Annotated in this window: 11 protein-coding genes; 7 read left to right on the top strand and 4 right to left on the bottom strand. The window is 35.8% G+C overall.

Translation table 11 applies throughout. The annotated features are described in order from the left end of the window. The first annotated feature begins 5 nt into the window (after window positions 1–5). The 3 genes from atpD to BMS_RS16415 all read left to right on the top strand — a co-directional run bounded on the left by atpD (window position 6) and on the right by BMS_RS16415 (window position 4,146). Complete coding sequence (gene atpD, locus BMS_RS16425; protein ID WP_044557742.1) at window positions 6–1,427, top strand: F0F1 ATP synthase subunit beta; 1,422 nt, start codon at window positions 6–8, stop codon at window positions 1,425–1,427. A gap of 47 nt (window positions 1,428–1,474) precedes the next feature. Then, the gene (atpC, locus tag BMS_RS17270; protein WP_014245945.1) at window positions 1,475–1,906 is read left to right on the top strand and encodes an ATP synthase F1 subunit epsilon; all 432 of its coding nucleotides are present in this window, start codon (window positions 1,475–1,477) and stop codon (window positions 1,904–1,906) included. A 131-nt stretch (window positions 1,907–2,037) separates the two neighbouring features. Then, entirely contained in the window at window positions 2,038–4,146 is a 2,109-nt protein-coding gene (locus BMS_RS16415; RefSeq protein ID WP_014245944.1) for a hypothetical protein, read from the top strand. Window positions 4,147–4,148: 2 nt separating this feature from the next. On the opposite strand, the gene BMS_RS16410 is transcribed toward BMS_RS16415, so the two are convergent. Both BMS_RS16410 and BMS_RS16405 read right to left on the bottom strand, forming a co-directional pair. Continuing rightward, window positions 4,149–5,510 carry a lytic transglycosylase domain-containing protein gene (locus tag BMS_RS16410; protein WP_014245943.1) on the bottom strand — a complete coding sequence of 454 codons (1,362 nt, stop codon included), beginning with the start codon at window positions 5,508–5,510 and terminating at the stop codon, window positions 4,149–4,151. Further along, complete coding sequence (locus BMS_RS16405) at window positions 5,498–6,667, bottom strand: patatin-like phospholipase family protein (RefSeq protein WP_044557741.1); 1,170 nt, start codon at window positions 6,665–6,667, stop codon at window positions 5,498–5,500. The genes BMS_RS16410 and BMS_RS16405 overlap by 13 nt, the downstream gene beginning before the upstream one ends. A 125-nt stretch (window positions 6,668–6,792) precedes the next feature. Here BMS_RS16405 and BMS_RS16400 point away from each other — a divergent pair, with 125 nt between their 5' ends. From BMS_RS16400 to ligA, 3 genes are read left to right on the top strand one after another with little or no spacing between them, the layout of a single operon-like run. Next, the gene (locus BMS_RS16400; RefSeq protein ID WP_044557740.1) at window positions 6,793–7,125 is read left to right on the top strand and encodes a MerR family transcriptional regulator; all 333 of its coding nucleotides are present in this window, start codon (window positions 6,793–6,795) and stop codon (window positions 7,123–7,125) included. Further along, window positions 7,122–8,600, top strand: a complete 1,479-nt coding sequence (locus tag BMS_RS16395; RefSeq protein WP_044557739.1) for a hypothetical protein — start codon at window positions 7,122–7,124, stop codon at window positions 8,598–8,600. Before BMS_RS16400 ends, BMS_RS16395 begins: the two co-directional genes overlap by 4 nt. A gap of 7 nt (window positions 8,601–8,607) precedes the next feature. After that, window positions 8,608–10,494, top strand: a complete 1,887-nt coding sequence (gene ligA / locus BMS_RS16390) for an NAD-dependent DNA ligase LigA (RefSeq protein ID WP_014245939.1) — start codon at window positions 8,608–8,610, stop codon at window positions 10,492–10,494. 12 nt (window positions 10,495–10,506) lie between these two features. Here the strand turns inward: ligA and BMS_RS16385 are convergent, their stop codons facing one another. After that, window positions 10,507–11,943 carry a phospholipase D-like domain-containing protein gene (locus BMS_RS16385; RefSeq protein ID WP_014245938.1) on the bottom strand — a complete coding sequence of 479 codons (1,437 nt, stop codon included), beginning with the start codon at window positions 11,941–11,943 and terminating at the stop codon, window positions 10,507–10,509. A gap of 99 nt (window positions 11,944–12,042) precedes the next feature. Here BMS_RS16385 and radA point away from each other — a divergent pair, with 99 nt between their 5' ends. Beyond that, on the top strand, window positions 12,043–13,395 hold the full coding sequence (gene radA / locus BMS_RS16380; protein ID WP_044557737.1) for a DNA repair protein RadA: 1,353 nt from the start codon (window positions 12,043–12,045) through the stop codon (window positions 13,393–13,395). Here radA and glpK read toward each other — a convergent pair. Continuing rightward, a complete protein-coding gene (gene glpK, locus BMS_RS16375; protein WP_014245936.1) occupies window positions 13,390–14,874 on the bottom strand; it encodes a glycerol kinase GlpK in 1,485 nt (494 codons plus the stop codon). The two genes, radA and glpK, sit on opposite strands and share 6 nt — an antisense overlap. Window positions 14,875–14,889: the final 15 nt, after the last annotated feature.

The following is a 14,889-nucleotide window of genomic DNA, read 5'->3' as shown; positions in this document are numbered from 1 at the left end:
TAGTAATGTCTGAGACTAATATTGGGTACATTAAGCAGGTTATGGGTCCAGTTGTTGACGTTGAATTTCCAAGTGGAAAACTTCCATCGATCTACAATGCCCTAACATTAACAAACAAAGTTATTTCTGAAGAGAAGAACAATCTAGTAGTTGAGGTAGCTCAGCACTTAGGTGACAACGTAGTAAGATGTATTGCTATGGATGCAACTGAAGGTCTTGCAAGAGGTTTAGAAGTTGTTGATACAGGTAAAGCAATTCAAGCACCAGTTGGTAAAGAAGTTCTAGGACGTATTATCAATGTAACTGGTCAGCCGATTGATGAAAGAGGATCAATTGGAAATAAAGAATCAAGTGATATCCACAGAGATGCTCCAACGTTTGAAGATCAGTCGACAACAAAAGAGCCATTCTTCACAGGGATTAAAGTTATTGACCTTCTTGCTCCATACCTTAAAGGTGGAAAGATTGGTCTATTCGGTGGTGCTGGTGTTGGTAAGACAGTTCTAATTATGGAGCTAATTAACAACATTGCAACTCAACACGGTGGTTTCTCAGTATTCGCAGGTGTTGGTGAAAGAACTCGTGAAGGTCGTGACCTTTATGACGAAATGAGTGAGTCTGGAGTTATCGATAAGACTGCACTGGTATATGGACAGATGAACGAGCCACCAGGGGCAAGAGCAAGAGTTGCACTTACAGGTCTAACTGTTGCAGAATATTTCCGTGATGTTGAAAAGCAAGACGTTCTTTTCTTCGTTGATAATATCTTCCGTTTTACTCAAGCAGGTTCAGAAGTTTCTGCCCTTCTTGGTCGTATCCCTTCAGCCGTTGGTTACCAACCAACTCTTTCTACTGAAATGGGTGCTATGCAAGAAAGAATTACATCAACAAAAGATGGATCAATTACATCAATCCAGGCCGTTTACGTTCCTGCCGATGATTATACTGACCCTGCGCCAGCTACAACATTTGCTCACCTTGATGCTACAACAGAACTATCAAGAGCGATTGCTGAGATTGGTATTTACCCAGCGGTTGATCCACTAACTTCTTCTTCAACAATTCTATCTGCTGAAGTACTTGGAGACGAGCACTACAATACAGCTAGAGCGGTTCAGGAAATTCTTCAAAGATATAAGGAACTTCAAGATATCATTGCTATCCTTGGTATGGATGAACTTTCTGAAGAAGATAAGCTTGTTGTTGCAAGAGCTAGAAAGGTTCAAAAATTCCTTTCTCAGCCATTCTTCGTTGCTGAGCAGTTCACTGGTAACCCAGGTAAGTTCGTATCTATCGAAGATACAATTGCAGGTTTCAAGTCAATTCTTGGTGGAGAATGTGATGATATTCCTGAGCAAGCGTTCTACCTAATGGGTAACCTTGATATGGTTAAAGAGAAAGCTGCAGAAATAGCAAAAGGTAATTAATTAATAACTGGGGATAGTTTTTATCCCCAGATATATTTGGGATTTGTATGAATAATTTTACAGTAGATGTTTTGACTCCATATGCAATTATTGCAAAGGATGTTCCTGCTGAAGCACTTTTAGTTCCAACTGAAAGAGGTCAAATTAATGTTTTAAAGGACCATACTCACGTTGTGACTAAGTTAGATACAGGAATGTTATCTATTTTTGGTGGTGCTGATGATCCAGATAGATTTTTTGGGATCACTACAGGAATTTGTAAAATACTTGATCAAAAAGTTACTATTCTTGCAAATGTTGCTGAAGAAGCTGTTGAGATTGATAAAGAGAGAGCTGAAGCTGCTCTTTTAAATGCCAAGCAAAGGCTACAAGAATCTCAAGGTCTCTCTGATGATGAAATTGAAAAATACAGAAGAAAAGAAGAGAGAGCAAAGCTTAGAATTCAACTACACGACTTTGTCAGAAGTAGAAATCTTTAGTGAATAGTCAAAATTGAATATCCAAGGGCCGCTTTTTAAGCGGCTTTTTTTTTGGGTAATCACAAAATCACTAGGCAAACTTTTATTACTTTAAAATTAAGTGCTAAGAGTTGAAAATATAAATACTAGTAATGAAAAAATACGTATTTATAACAACTCTATTCGCACTTCTCACTGTAGGCACATTCGAGGCCGCTAAGCACACGTATAAGCACTTTATAGCAGATAAGACAGTTGTTGATATCACCAGCCTAATAAAGGCTTCTAAGGGCCTATCAAGCATTCATTTAGAAAGATCAACAGATGTTAGTAAAGAAGCTAAGACTTCTAATTTAGAGAAGACTCTAAATACAAATCATATGATTGCTCTTAATAGATTTAAGAAAGTTAAAAAGATCAAGAGAGTTGTTAAGCATGCAAGAAAGAGAGAAGAGAACCTCTCTAGATACGAAATTGATAATAGTGAGTTAATAAGTATAAAAGCTTTTGAGGTACCAGTGATAAAAACATTTGTCGTTGCAAGTCTATTGAATAATTTTGCACTACCGGTAAACACATCTGAAAAAGTTCAATTAGCTCAAGTAGATAAGCCTTTAGTTGAGACTATTGAAAATGTTGCACCAGTAATCAAGGAAGAAAAAAAGAATATCCAAAATAAAGAAGATGAAATTAAGTTGAGTATGTCAGCTACAGAAAAATTAAATGAAGCTGAAGAGGCCATGATAAATGAACTAGTGAATAATCTAAATGTAGAAGATGTGGCCAAAGAAAGAAAAGAGAAAAAAGATTCAACAGATGATGAACCACTCTTTTTTGACTACTCATCTAAAAAAGAAATTGCACAAGAAAAAGTTAACAAGAAAGAAACTAAAAAAGAAGTTGTAAAACAAGTAGCTAAGAAAAAGATAGTTACAGAGACAGTAGCAAATAATCCACTTAAAGAAGAAGTTCTATCTATAGATGAAGCAATGAACTTATTACCTAAGGGTAAGCAAGTAAATTTAGCAATGAATACTCACAAAGCTGTGACTACTCAAAAACCAGCAGCTCTACCTGACTACTCACAAATGATTAAATCATCATTGAGCAGTGGAAAGAAAAACTCTCAAAGTTACAATGCGAAATTAACAGTGAAAACATCACTAGGAATTATAGACTCAGGTCTTGAGAAAAACGCAGTACCATTTCAATTTGTAAGCGATGTAAGCTTAGGATCACCAATCGTTAGTGGTTCTATAGGGGCAATTGAAATTGAAGAACAAATTAATGAAAGAATCTCTACAATAAGAGGAACAATCTTAAGTAGTGAAACGTTCCCAACTATTGTTGAGCTACCATTAGAGTATGGTGACTTCTTAGTTAATATTCCATTACTAGAAAGAAGTGACGTATTTAAAAGATTTGATGGAATTAGAGGAGCTATGCTTCTTATTGAGCTTGATGAGTCTACTGATAGCGTTGATATTGATCATAAATATGTTGAAAGAATTTTACTTAACGATAGATTTAAAAAAGTAGAAGAAGGTGATGATTATAGATTCATTCTCTATGTTGGAGTTGAGCCTGGTAATACTTTAATTCAATACCTAACTTTAAATAATGAAATTGGTGAGAAGATAGTTCATCTTGTTGAAGATCATGTCTTCTATGAGTCAAATACATATATTCAATCTAAGAAAGAAAATATTGAATTATATGAAACAAAGTTACTTGGAAAGAATGATCTAGAGCTAAATATTGATAGTGATGATATTCGATACTTTAATACAGGAATTGGTTCAAAGGCCATTGGGCTCAACTTATATGAAGTAGAGAGACCGATTCTTCCTTTAGGTATGAGAAAATATCTAGAGTTAAAGCACTTGGGTGAGAGTATCTATGCTGGTTACCAAGATAATAAATCAATACATGTTCCAAGTCGTGAATACTTAAATTATGTACTGGATACTTTCAAAATAGGTGACCTACAGGATAGATGCTTAATTCAGGTTAACTTTGATAAGAATATTGTTGATATGAGAGTTGCAAGTGAGAGTTATAAAGGACCAATCGGGATTGAAACTCTCTATCTAGATAAAGACGGAATGTTTAATACTGAGGCCAGTGATTTTGCTAAGAAAGTGTTTATGATTGGTGATACTACTGGAACAATTAACTTAGAAGTTGAATACTCAGATCAATCTAAAGACTATATTCAAACTTTCTGCTCTTCCAATACAATAATTGTAGAGCAGCTATAAAGTTATTTACCACATTTCATTCTACTAACTAACTTTGACCAATTCTTAGGGTACTTCTTAGTTATATACTTATCTGGAAGCTCGTAATATTTCTTTGGATTTAAGTCTACATCTGCAAAAATAATCTGACCTTTTCTAAGCCTTGATTTAAGCTTCCTTCTCTTGAAGTGAAGATTGATTAGTCTGGTTTCGGGATCAATTTTCTTAACGTTCCTAAAGTACCAGTCAGGTGATTGTGTACATTTAGTTACGAAGATTTTGACTCTATCATGAGGATCGCCGGAAGGTTTATCAAAGAAGTTCTCTCTATAAGCGAGAGAGTAAACAAGGGCCAAGAACTCGGTATAGAAGTTCTTTGATGCAAAACCAATATGGGGATGCTTATAGTTTTTAAGGATATATTCTAAGTCAGCATTCTTCTTTTTTAGCTTTCTCTTCGCCCTTATATAATGCTTAGGACCAGAGTTATAAGCAGTTACAGCAAGGTCCCAGGACTTTAAGATTTGTTTATTTTGCTTGAGTAGGTGTAGGGCACTGATTGTTGAGAGAAGAGGGTTCATTCTTCCATCAACATAGCGATTAATTGGCATATAGTGACTGCCAATATACTTCATAAATTGCCACGTACCGACGGCATCTACTTTAGATCTTGCCTTAGTATTAAATGAAGATTCAAGAAATGGAATGGCCTTCAACTCTTTGGGAAGCTTGAACTTATTAAAGTACTTATCCATGGACTTCTCAAAGGGCTGAATATTTGAGAGCCCTCGTTGAATATTATCCTTTTGACCTGTTTGAGCACGAAGGTTATTTGCGAGCTTTTTAAAGAACTGTTTTCTCTTATTTTTTCCTTTAGGTATTTGAACTCTAGAGCTTTTAAGGGCCTTGAGAATATTCTGCTCTTGTAGTCCTAGATTCTTATTGGCCCCAAGATTTTTGAATACTTTCTTTAACTCTTTAACCTTATTTAATGTGAGCTTTGATTGGAGGGCAAATTTAGTATGACGATTAAGTCCAGAATTTGCGAGTGATGTATAATCTAGAACATCATAAATAATACTCATATTCACTTTGTCATGGAGTACGGCATAGTTTGAATCATAAAGAGTATAAATATTGAACCAGAAATGAACCTTATTGTAGAAGTACTTTGGAATTGGAAACTCATTTGAGATTCTATTTTCAGGATCTCTGGCGTAATAATGAAATTGATCACCCTTATAGAGTGGTCCCAAATCGAAGTATTCAACTTTCTTCTTTAAAACAATACTCTCTATGATTGTTAGGTCGTCTTGAAAGAAGTTCTCTGGTATCAGAGCAAAAGAATTTGTAATAAATAAAAATACGAGTATTAACTTTCCCATTCGTGCCGTTTGAAAATATTGATTGTACGCTTATATCCTGCCGAAACCATCTCTGATGTTTTATCAGAGTTTAAAGAGAATGAATTTCTAAAGAATAATTGATAGTCTTCATGTCTTGGAAAAATATCAATCATGTGTACATTAGGTTTATATGATAATTTCTTTTCTAGAATACTTGTGAGTTGATTGCGATGCTTCTCTTCAAACTTATTAGTCTTGAGATAATCATTTACTGTATTGATGATATCTGCCGAGAGCTCACGTCTTGCTCTATTGGCAACGATCTTCTTTTGGATCATTAAATAAATTGCTTGAGTACAAATCGCTGGTAGACCGTAATTAACTAGTGACCCTATCTCATCATGAAAGTGATAGGGCGTATGGGTCCATGAAGAGATAATAAATTCGCAATCGTGATCAAAGGCAACGTGGGTGGATAGAGTTTCTCTAATCTCACCATCGATATAATAATCTGTTTGTCCTGTGTGAGGATTCTTTATTGGGTATGGACTATAGAATGGTGGAACACTCATTGAAGCAGTGACACTTTCTGCAAGTGGGATACCAGTATAGTAGTTAGCCGTATTATCATGACTTGGATTTGGATAATTATACTTACTAAAGATCACCTTTCTTGAATGATCAAGTTGAGTGGCCACGACAAAGAGGTCAGCTTCAAGTTCTTCAAAGGTTTTCTCTTTAATGACATTCTCAATAAGATAATCGTGTAGGCCCTGCGTACTAAAAATACCAGGAAGAGAGAGCACGGGCTTTAGAATACGCTTTAGTATTTTAGGAAAGCCCTCTAAAGGGTCATAGTAGCTGGTAGGATTTCCCTGCGGCTTTTTAAGACTGAGCATATCCTTATAGTTTATGGCCCTAATTTTACTATTATCCTTATTAATTGTGGCCTCGATAATATCCATTGGCCTGAAGCCTTGAGCGAAGTAGAGACCGATGAGGGAGCCTGCACTAGAACCTACATAAGTAGAAATTTCTAAATCACTGGGAGATGACTCGTTATTTTTGAGCGTAAATCCAAGCTCTTCGAGAGCTAGTGCTACTCCCAGATGCCAAGCTGCGGCCTTGACAACACCACCTGACATTACAAGTGCAGTCTTTTTATTTTTGAAATTTGATATATCTACTCTTTGCATGGATAGATTATAGTCTCGTATTGAATTAAAAAAAAGAGAACTCTTTTAATCGGGTATTTTGATACCTTTGATTATTCAGAACAAATTGAATAGAATAAAAAGACTACATAAATCATGGAGTGATTATGCAAATTGAAGGATTATGGCTATCCATTTCTGAATATTCCCAAGTTCGAGATATATCAGTCTCAACAGTCAGAAGATATATTAAGTCTAACCGTGTGAAGCATAGAAAAGAGAATGGAAAGTTTCTCATTTTTATGAGTCAGGAAAATTATAGTAAGAACCAAGAAAAGAATGAAGATGGTGAACTTCTGAAGGCAAAGCTTAGAGTTCAAGAGCTTGAAATGAAGCTTAAGACATTACAACTAGAGAATGACGAGTTAAAGATGCTAGTTGATCTTTATGAGAATAATAAACAACAGGATTTCCTTCCTGAATTACCGGCAGAGCTATGAAGAAACTATTACTACTGACTTTATTTATCTTCTTTAACTTTAATTCTTATGCTTCTCAATCTATGAGACGCTGTATGCTACTTCCAGTGAAAGATTCCATTGGTGGTGCTCTTGGCTTTAAAGTGTATGAAGAGGTTGAGAGATACCTTAAGACCTCTGAATGGTGCTACTATCGTTCGAATTCTGAGATTATAAATATTCTAGGTAACTATAAAAGAAACCTAAATGAGCATTTACATAATCCAGATGTATTAAGAGTCATTTCAGAGAAAACTAAAGCCGGAAGTATCATTCGTGTAGAAATAATTAGTGAAGGAAAGGGTGTTGAAGTCCAAGCTTCGGTAATTAGTGATAATGGTAAAGATATATACTTCAAAGAAAAACTTAAACTCTCTAATAATGACCCTGTTGTTATTGGTCAAACTGTTAAGAATTGGCTGGACCAATATGAAAAGACGATTCCATATGATGGTAGAATTTTAGGAATTCTAGGTAATCAATTCACTGTAGACTTTGGACAAAGTTACGGCGTCTTTAACGGCGATGTTGTTGAAGTTATCAGACCAATTAGAAAGAAGAAGCACCCACTATTTAAAGAAATTGTGGACTGGGAAACTGAAAAATTGGCCAATGGTAGAATCTTCTATGTCTCACCAACACAGGCTCAAGGAAAGATTGATAAGTATGAATCTAGAAAGAGAGTTGAAGTTAATGATTGGGTGATTTTGAAGAAGAATGCAGTAACTAAGAAAAATGATTTATTAAAAGTTCCATATGAAAAGGCCGGTGGAGAGAATGATTTTGCATTTGGTAAGCTCGGTACTGTAGGGATTTTTGGTTTGATTGACCTGAGTAAAGTTTCAAGTACTACAGGAACAGGTACAAACTCATTAGGCGGTGTTCTAATGGGAGTTAATGTTGAGACTGAGCTATGGGCCACAAGAAATTACTGGGGAAGTTTTGAACTTGGAGCAAACTTTGGATCTCAAAAAAAGAAAAGTGGAAATTTATCTATAGAGTCTAACTCAACAACAAATAGTAAATTTAAGCTGAAATTTGGTTATAGATATTTACCTCTTGGCTTCTTTTATGGCCCACAAGTAGATGCTTATGTTGGATATGCAAAATACTCTTATGGTCATGATGATTTATCAGCAGATAAAATAGGTGAAGTTTCTTTTAGTGGGCTAATTATTGGTGGAAAAGGAAGTATTCCTCTAATGAAAAAGTTTAGAGCTCATTTACGCCTAGAATTTATGGCCACATCTAGCTATAGTGAGGATGTTTTCTTATATGGAGAAGACGAATCAAGTAGTAACTATAATATAGAAATTGGTGGTAGCCACAACTATAGTCCAAATATGGATATTGAGGGTGGAGTTGAGTTTAATAGCAATAAGGCTAAGTTCTCAGGTGGTAGGTCTATATCACTTAAGGATACGGCTTTTAAAGGCGGAGTAAGATTCAACTTTTAAGATTGTAATGAGTAATAAAAGAATCCAAGAATTAGAAAAAGAAATAGAGCACCACAAGGTGCTCTATTATAAAGGCCAAACAGAAATTCCAGATCATGAATACGATAAACTAGAGGACGAACTAAGAGAGTTGAGTCCAGATAGTCCTATTTTAAAAATGGTCGGTTCAGTAGTTACCGCTGAGGATAAGGTAAAGCATGATGAGAAAATGCTAAGCCTTGCAAAGACTTATAAAGAAGACGAGCTGGCAACTTGGATGGATGGAAGAGAAGCCATTTCAATGTATAAAATTGATGGAATGAGTTGCTCGTTAATTTATGAAAATGGAAACTTAGTCTTAGCAAAGACCCGTGGAGATGGGACATTTGGTGAGAATATTACAAGTAAGGCCCTGTGGATAGATACAATCCCAAATACTATTAAAGAAGAAAAGCGAATAGAAGTTCGCGGTGAAATTTACTGTGATGAAGAACACTTCTTTAGTTTGTCAGACGATATGGTTGCTCTAGGTTTAGAGAAGCCAACATCTCAAAGAAATATTGTCGCAGGTATTATTTCTAGAAAAGATCATCTTCAACTTTCTAAGAAATTAACTTTTAAGGCCTTCGAGCTATTGGGTGATATTTCTGTTCAGACAGAGGTAGAGAAGGTTAAGTATCTTGAGGCGCAAGGTTTTGAAACACTAGAATACACTCTACATAAAGATGCGAAGTCTCTATCTAAGACAATCGATGAAGCCAAAGACTTTATGGCCGAGGGTGATTACTTAATAGATGGAATTGTCTTTAGTTTTAATGATCAGAAGTGGCATAGAGAGCTTGGAGAAACCGCTCACCATCCTAGGTATAAGATGGCGTTTAAGTTTCAGGGTGAATCAAGAGAAACTGTTATAGAGAATATCCTGTGGCAAGTTTCGAGAAATGGTATTCTTACTCCTGTGGCGAATGTGAAACCTGTAGAGTTAAGTGGAGCCAAAATCTCAAGAGTTACTCTTCATAATTTTGGTCTCGTTAAGCAATTTGAATTAAAACAGGGTGATCGAATTGAAATAATTCGCTCTGGTGAAGTTATTCCAAAGTTTTTAGAGGTGGTTGAAAGCTCGGATGAGGAATTCTCCTACCCAAAGACATGTCCATCGTGTGATGAAGAAATTGAAGTTGTAGACATTAGACTTATTTGTAGAAATAGTGAATGTCCTGCAATCGTAAAAGAAAGTATTTTAAATTATATTCAAAAAATTGGAATTGATGATCTAAGTTCTAAAAGACTTGAAGAGTTGATAAGGGCCAAGCTCGTATTAAAAATATCTGATCTTTATAAGTTAAATATGGAGTCTCTTCTTACACTAGATAAAGTTAAGGAGAAATTGGCGACTAAATTATTAGGAGCTATCGAAAAGAGTAAGACAGTTGATTTGGTCACCTTTCTTTCCGCTCTTGGTATAAGTGGTGGAGCCTATAATAAATGTGAGAAAGTTGTTTTTGCAGGTCATGATAGCTTGGAAAAGGTAAAGTCTCTTACGCCAGATAAGTTGATTCTAATTGATGGGTTTGCAAAGAAGTCTGCCGATGACTTTTATCTTTCTTTGAGTGAGAAATTTCCTTTAATAGAAGAGCTAGAGTCTGTTGGTTTTAGTTTTGAAGAAGTGATTAAAGTTGAAACAAAAGTTTCTAATAAGAAAATTTGTATAACTGGTTCTTTATCAGAGAAGAGATCAGTAATTGAATCTAAGATAAGAGATGCAAGTGGAATTGTTGTAAGCTCTGTGAGCAAGAATACAGATATACTTGTTACGAATGATCAAAGTAGTGGCTCAAGTAAATTGAAAAAAGCGAAGGATTTGGGGATTCTAATTATTACAGAGGAAGAGCTAATCTCAATGATTAGCTCTTAGGTAATGTAGAGATTATCTTGGACAACCCCAGAACGAAGACTTTGTTACATCGTAGTAAAGGCAGTCTTTATTGCTATAGAGGCCTCTAAAAAATCCTTTAGCGGCTCTAGATACTTTACTTCTTAGACTAAGAACTTCTTTCCAATTTAATGAAACAGCTTCTTTCATGTGAAGAGCGATAGATGTTCCATCTTTCAAATTTGTAAATTGCTCGATCATCTCTTTCTTTGGCTTATCTGATGAATCTCTATTCCAAAACCATTGATTATCGAACTCTTCTTTGAAGCTCTTAAACAAGGCCTTGTTTGCAACACTCTTATAAACAACCATATTATCGAATTGGTTATGCTCAGCTGTCTTACTTAAATTATATGAGCCAGAGATTAACTTTGTTTCTTCAAAGTTTGATTCGTTATAATCTACAATAATAAATTTGTGATGGTTTAATAGCCAATGTCTAGGCGACGGTGAGTGAGAGTAGTACTTAACTCTTACAGGAGCAATCTTACTTTTGTTTCCAGGAAGGGCCTTCCAGTCGCTAACAAATTGAGGTGTCATTTCTTTATTGTTAATTCGAGTTTTAAACTCTTGGTTATCAACTGCGAGCTTAACATCAACCCCTCTTTTTACTGCCTCAATAAGCGCATCAGAAATTTCTCTAATATTGAAGTGATTTAGTGAAAGATAAATATTACTTTTAGCATTCTTAATATTATCTAAGATAATATCTCTAACAGTCCAAGTTTGATTCTTAACTCCACCGATTCGACTTAATGTATAGTACTTACCCTGCTTGTATGCTTTTGATGATGGTTTATTCTCTTTAATTTTGAAGTTCATAGAACTTGAGTAGAGAGAAGCATTAGAGTTGATTGGAGAATTACTAAGTGCTTCTAAGTTAAGCTTCTCAGCGATTCCTTCATTTGCAGTGAAGATATCTTTTGCAGAGTTCCAAAGAATGATAAATTCTTTTTTAAATTGGCTTAAGACAGACTTTCCTTCAACTGTTTCATCACTATGATAAATAAAGTTCTCACTGTAGCGATTCTTTGCTCCACCTGACATATTTGCAGATGAGTTAACAACAAAGACATCATCTACGAGCACGAATTTTTCATGCATATTCATTTTTGCAATCTTTAAGTCAGCACCTAATGCCTCAAGCTCACTTGCAACTTTTTTGATTGAAGACTTCTTTGCAAGAGAGGGGTGTAGAATAATTTTAACTTCGACGCCATTTTGGAGGGCCTCTTTAAAAGAGTCCGTAATACCCTTGTCTGACCAAGAATAAATTGTCGCATAGACATATTTCTTAGATTCCTTAACTTCTTTGTAAATAATTTCAAAAGCTTGTGCTCCTTCATGAGGAGAGAATTTTGAATAGAACTTGGTGTCGGCAAAGCTAGATAGGGATAAGAGAGTAAATAAAATAATAGAAATTAGTTTCATCTTTCCACCTTATTATGTGCAAATTATTTAATTCTCTGAATACATATAAGTTATTGATGCGTCTGGCAAAATTTATCTCAAATGCGTGAAGGAATTACTATGGTTAAAAAGATTTCAAATGTTTACCTATGCAATAATTGTGATTTTAGGGCCTTGAAGTGGGAGGGAAAATGCAGTGGCTGTGGTGAATGGAACTCACTTGTCCAAGTGGAGGAGAGCTCTAAGCAAAGAAAACTAGACGAGCAGGGCTCTAGGCCTGAGAGGGTGAGCGAAGTTAATACTCAGGAGTACTCAAGAAAGGTTACGGGTATAGCTGAGTTTGATCGAGTCTTAGGTGGAGGAATTGTTATTGGTAGCTTAACTCTTCTTGGAGGTGAGCCAGGAATTGGAAAATCGACACTGCTAACTGAAGTGTTGGCGGCCCTATCAAAGAAATATCCAAAGGAAGATATTCTCTATGTCTCGGGAGAGGAGTCTATTCATCAAGTGGCAGATAGAGTGAAGAGGTTGGGATTGATTCATGCAAACTTCTATATTTATAACGAGACAAATTGGCAGTCTATCTTGGGACAGATTAAGAAGATTCGCCCTAGTGTAATCGTTCTAGATTCTATTCAGACGACAGTATCTGGAGAAGTTCAATCGGCGGCAGGCTCGGTATCACAGGTGCGCGAAGTGACTTATGAATTGATGAATCATGTAAAGGGAAGTTCCATGACTTGCTTTGTGATAGGGCACATTACAAAAGAGGGCTCCATTGCGGGACCAAAAATTCTAGAGCATATGGTGGATACAGTAATTTACTTTGAAGGTGATCAGCTCTCAAATAATAGAATTCTCAGATCTATTAAGAATAGATTTGGCAATACAAACGAGGTCGGAATATTTGAGATGAATGAGAAAGGACTCAATCAAGTTTTAAATCCTTCGCAGTACTTTATTGATGCAAGTAATGTTGATGCCTATGGAAGAAGTATTAGCTGTGTTATGGAGGGAACAAGGCCACTCTTTATAGAAGTTCAGGCCCTAGTCGTAGATGGGCAGGGAAGAAAGACAACTCAGGGTATAGATACAAATAGAGTTTCCATGTTAGTGGCCGTGATCGAAAAGTACTTAGGTATACCGATGAATATTAGCGATATTTATTTAAATATAATTGGAGGAATTAAAGTAAAGGGGCAAGACACAGATCTCTCAATTATATCATCGCTTCTTAGCTCATTTAAAAATAAGAAAATAGATACAGAAACAATACTTATAGGCGAAGTCGGACTCAATGGTGAAGTCAGGTCTGTTAGTAATATTGATAAGAGAATAAAGGAGATGGAGAGATTGAAGTATAAGAAGTTAATAACTTCAAAAAATATTTCCCAGCGAATTACTGGGAAATCAAAATTAGAAATTATAGGTATCTCTAAAATTCAAGAAATTGAAGAGCATTTAAATTTATAGAAATAGTGCTTTTATATAGTGGGTCCACTTCTCTTTCTTCATTTCGTAATGAGAAGTCTCTCCTTTATTGCCGTGGAAGGAGTCACTTTTCTTCCACAACTCGAGAACTTTTTCTTTTTTAATCATACCTGCTCCAATAGCACTTGCTAAAGCAGCTCCGTAGGCAGTTGTCTCTATGACCTTTGGTCTAATGATTTCAACTTGAGATATTGTAGATTGTATATTCATAAGAAGTTCATTGAGCGCGGCTCCACCGTCTACTTTCAATGTCTTGATCTCTTCATTTGTATCTAAGGCCATGGCCTGAAGAAGGTCATTAATAGATAGGGCCATTCCATCTAGGCAGGCCCTAGCAATATGCTCTTTCTTTGTGTCTCTTGTTAGTCCTAGAATAGAGGCCTTTGCATCACTCGACCAATATGGAGAACCAATACCTGTAAAGAATGGTAGAAACATAACATGTTCCATCTCGTCGAGATTTTTAACTTTTCTAGCGAGATCTTCAATATCAGAGCTATTCTTAATAATTTCAAGGTTGTCCCTTAGCCATTGAACTGCAGCTCCACAAATATAAGTACTTCCTTCTAATGCGTAGTAGGCGACGCCATTTTCTTTATAGGCGACAGTTGTGAGCAAGCCGTGCTGTGACTCTTTTATTTCAGTTCCAGTGTTAAGAAGCATGAAGGCACCCGTTCCATACGTACATTTCAAGTCACCACTCTTAAGACCAGCTTGACCAAAAAGAGCACTTTGCTGATCTCCAAGGATACCTGTAATTGGAATACCATCAGGAAGAAAGGAGAGGTCTTTTGTTACACCAAAGTTGCAGAATGAATCACTGATCTCAGGTAGTGTCTCCCTAGGAACTTTGAAGATTTCTAATAAATCATCACACCACTCAGTTGTTTCAAGATCCATTAATAGAGTTCTCGATGCATTGGAAGCTTCTGTCTTATGAGATTGTCCAGCACTCAATTTATAAAGAAGGTAAGTATCAATAGTTCCAAAGAGAAGATCTTTATTCTCATAGGCCTTTTTAACATTCTCATTATTACTTAGAAGCCAATTCATTTTCGTACCTGAGAAATATGAATCTAGTTGCAGCCCAGTTTTCTTTCTTATGTAGTCCTTCTTCTCTGATAGAGAATTACAGAACTCACTTGTCCTTCTATCCTGCCAAACGATGGCATTAGAAAGTGGAATTCCATTTTTCTTGAACGCACAAGTTGTCTCTCTCTGATTAGTTATCCCAATGGATGAGATCTGATCAGAGGTGATATTATTATTCTTCAGGATTTGCTTTACTGTATGTTCAACTGTTTCCCAAATATCATTTAAATTATGTTCTACCCATGAAGGCCTAGGAAAAATTTGTGGGAATTCTTTATTGAGCTTATCTACAAAGTTCATTGTATTTGCATCTATTAGAACGGCAGTCGTTCCAGTTGTTCCCTGGTCGATCGAGAGTATATAATTCATAGTATCCTCAGTGAT

The organism is Halobacteriovorax marinus SJ (genome assembly GCF_000210915.2).
GTDB classification, from domain to species: Bacteria; Bdellovibrionota; Bacteriovoracia; order Bacteriovoracales; family Bacteriovoracaceae; genus Halobacteriovorax; species Halobacteriovorax marinus.
This window is presented reverse-complemented; position numbering and strand designations above follow the sequence as displayed.

Coding starts and splice junctions, on each gene's coding strand:
- atpD (WP_044557742.1), top strand. CDS start 6: ATGTCTGAGACTAATATTGGGTACATTAAGCAGGTTATGGGTCCAGTT.
- atpC (WP_014245945.1), top strand. CDS start 1,475: ATGAATAATTTTACAGTAGATGTTTTGACTCCATATGCAATTATTGCA.
- BMS_RS16415 (WP_014245944.1), top strand. CDS start 2,038: ATGAAAAAATACGTATTTATAACAACTCTATTCGCACTTCTCACTGTA.
- BMS_RS16410 (WP_014245943.1), bottom strand. CDS start 5,510: ATGGGAAAGTTAATACTCGTATTTTTATTTATTACAAATTCTTTTGCT.
- BMS_RS16405 (WP_044557741.1), bottom strand. CDS start 6,667: ATGCAAAGAGTAGATATATCAAATTTCAAAAATAAAAAGACTGCACTT.
- BMS_RS16400 (WP_044557740.1), top strand. CDS start 6,793: ATGCAAATTGAAGGATTATGGCTATCCATTTCTGAATATTCCCAAGTT.
- BMS_RS16395 (WP_044557739.1), top strand. CDS start 7,122: ATGAAGAAACTATTACTACTGACTTTATTTATCTTCTTTAACTTTAAT.
- ligA (WP_014245939.1), top strand. CDS start 8,608: ATGAGTAATAAAAGAATCCAAGAATTAGAAAAAGAAATAGAGCACCAC.
- BMS_RS16385 (WP_014245938.1), bottom strand. CDS start 11,943: ATGAAACTAATTTCTATTATTTTATTTACTCTCTTATCCCTATCTAGC.
- radA (WP_044557737.1), top strand. CDS start 12,043: ATGGTTAAAAAGATTTCAAATGTTTACCTATGCAATAATTGTGATTTT.
- glpK (WP_014245936.1), bottom strand. CDS start 14,874: ATGAATTATATACTCTCGATCGACCAGGGAACAACTGGAACGACTGCC.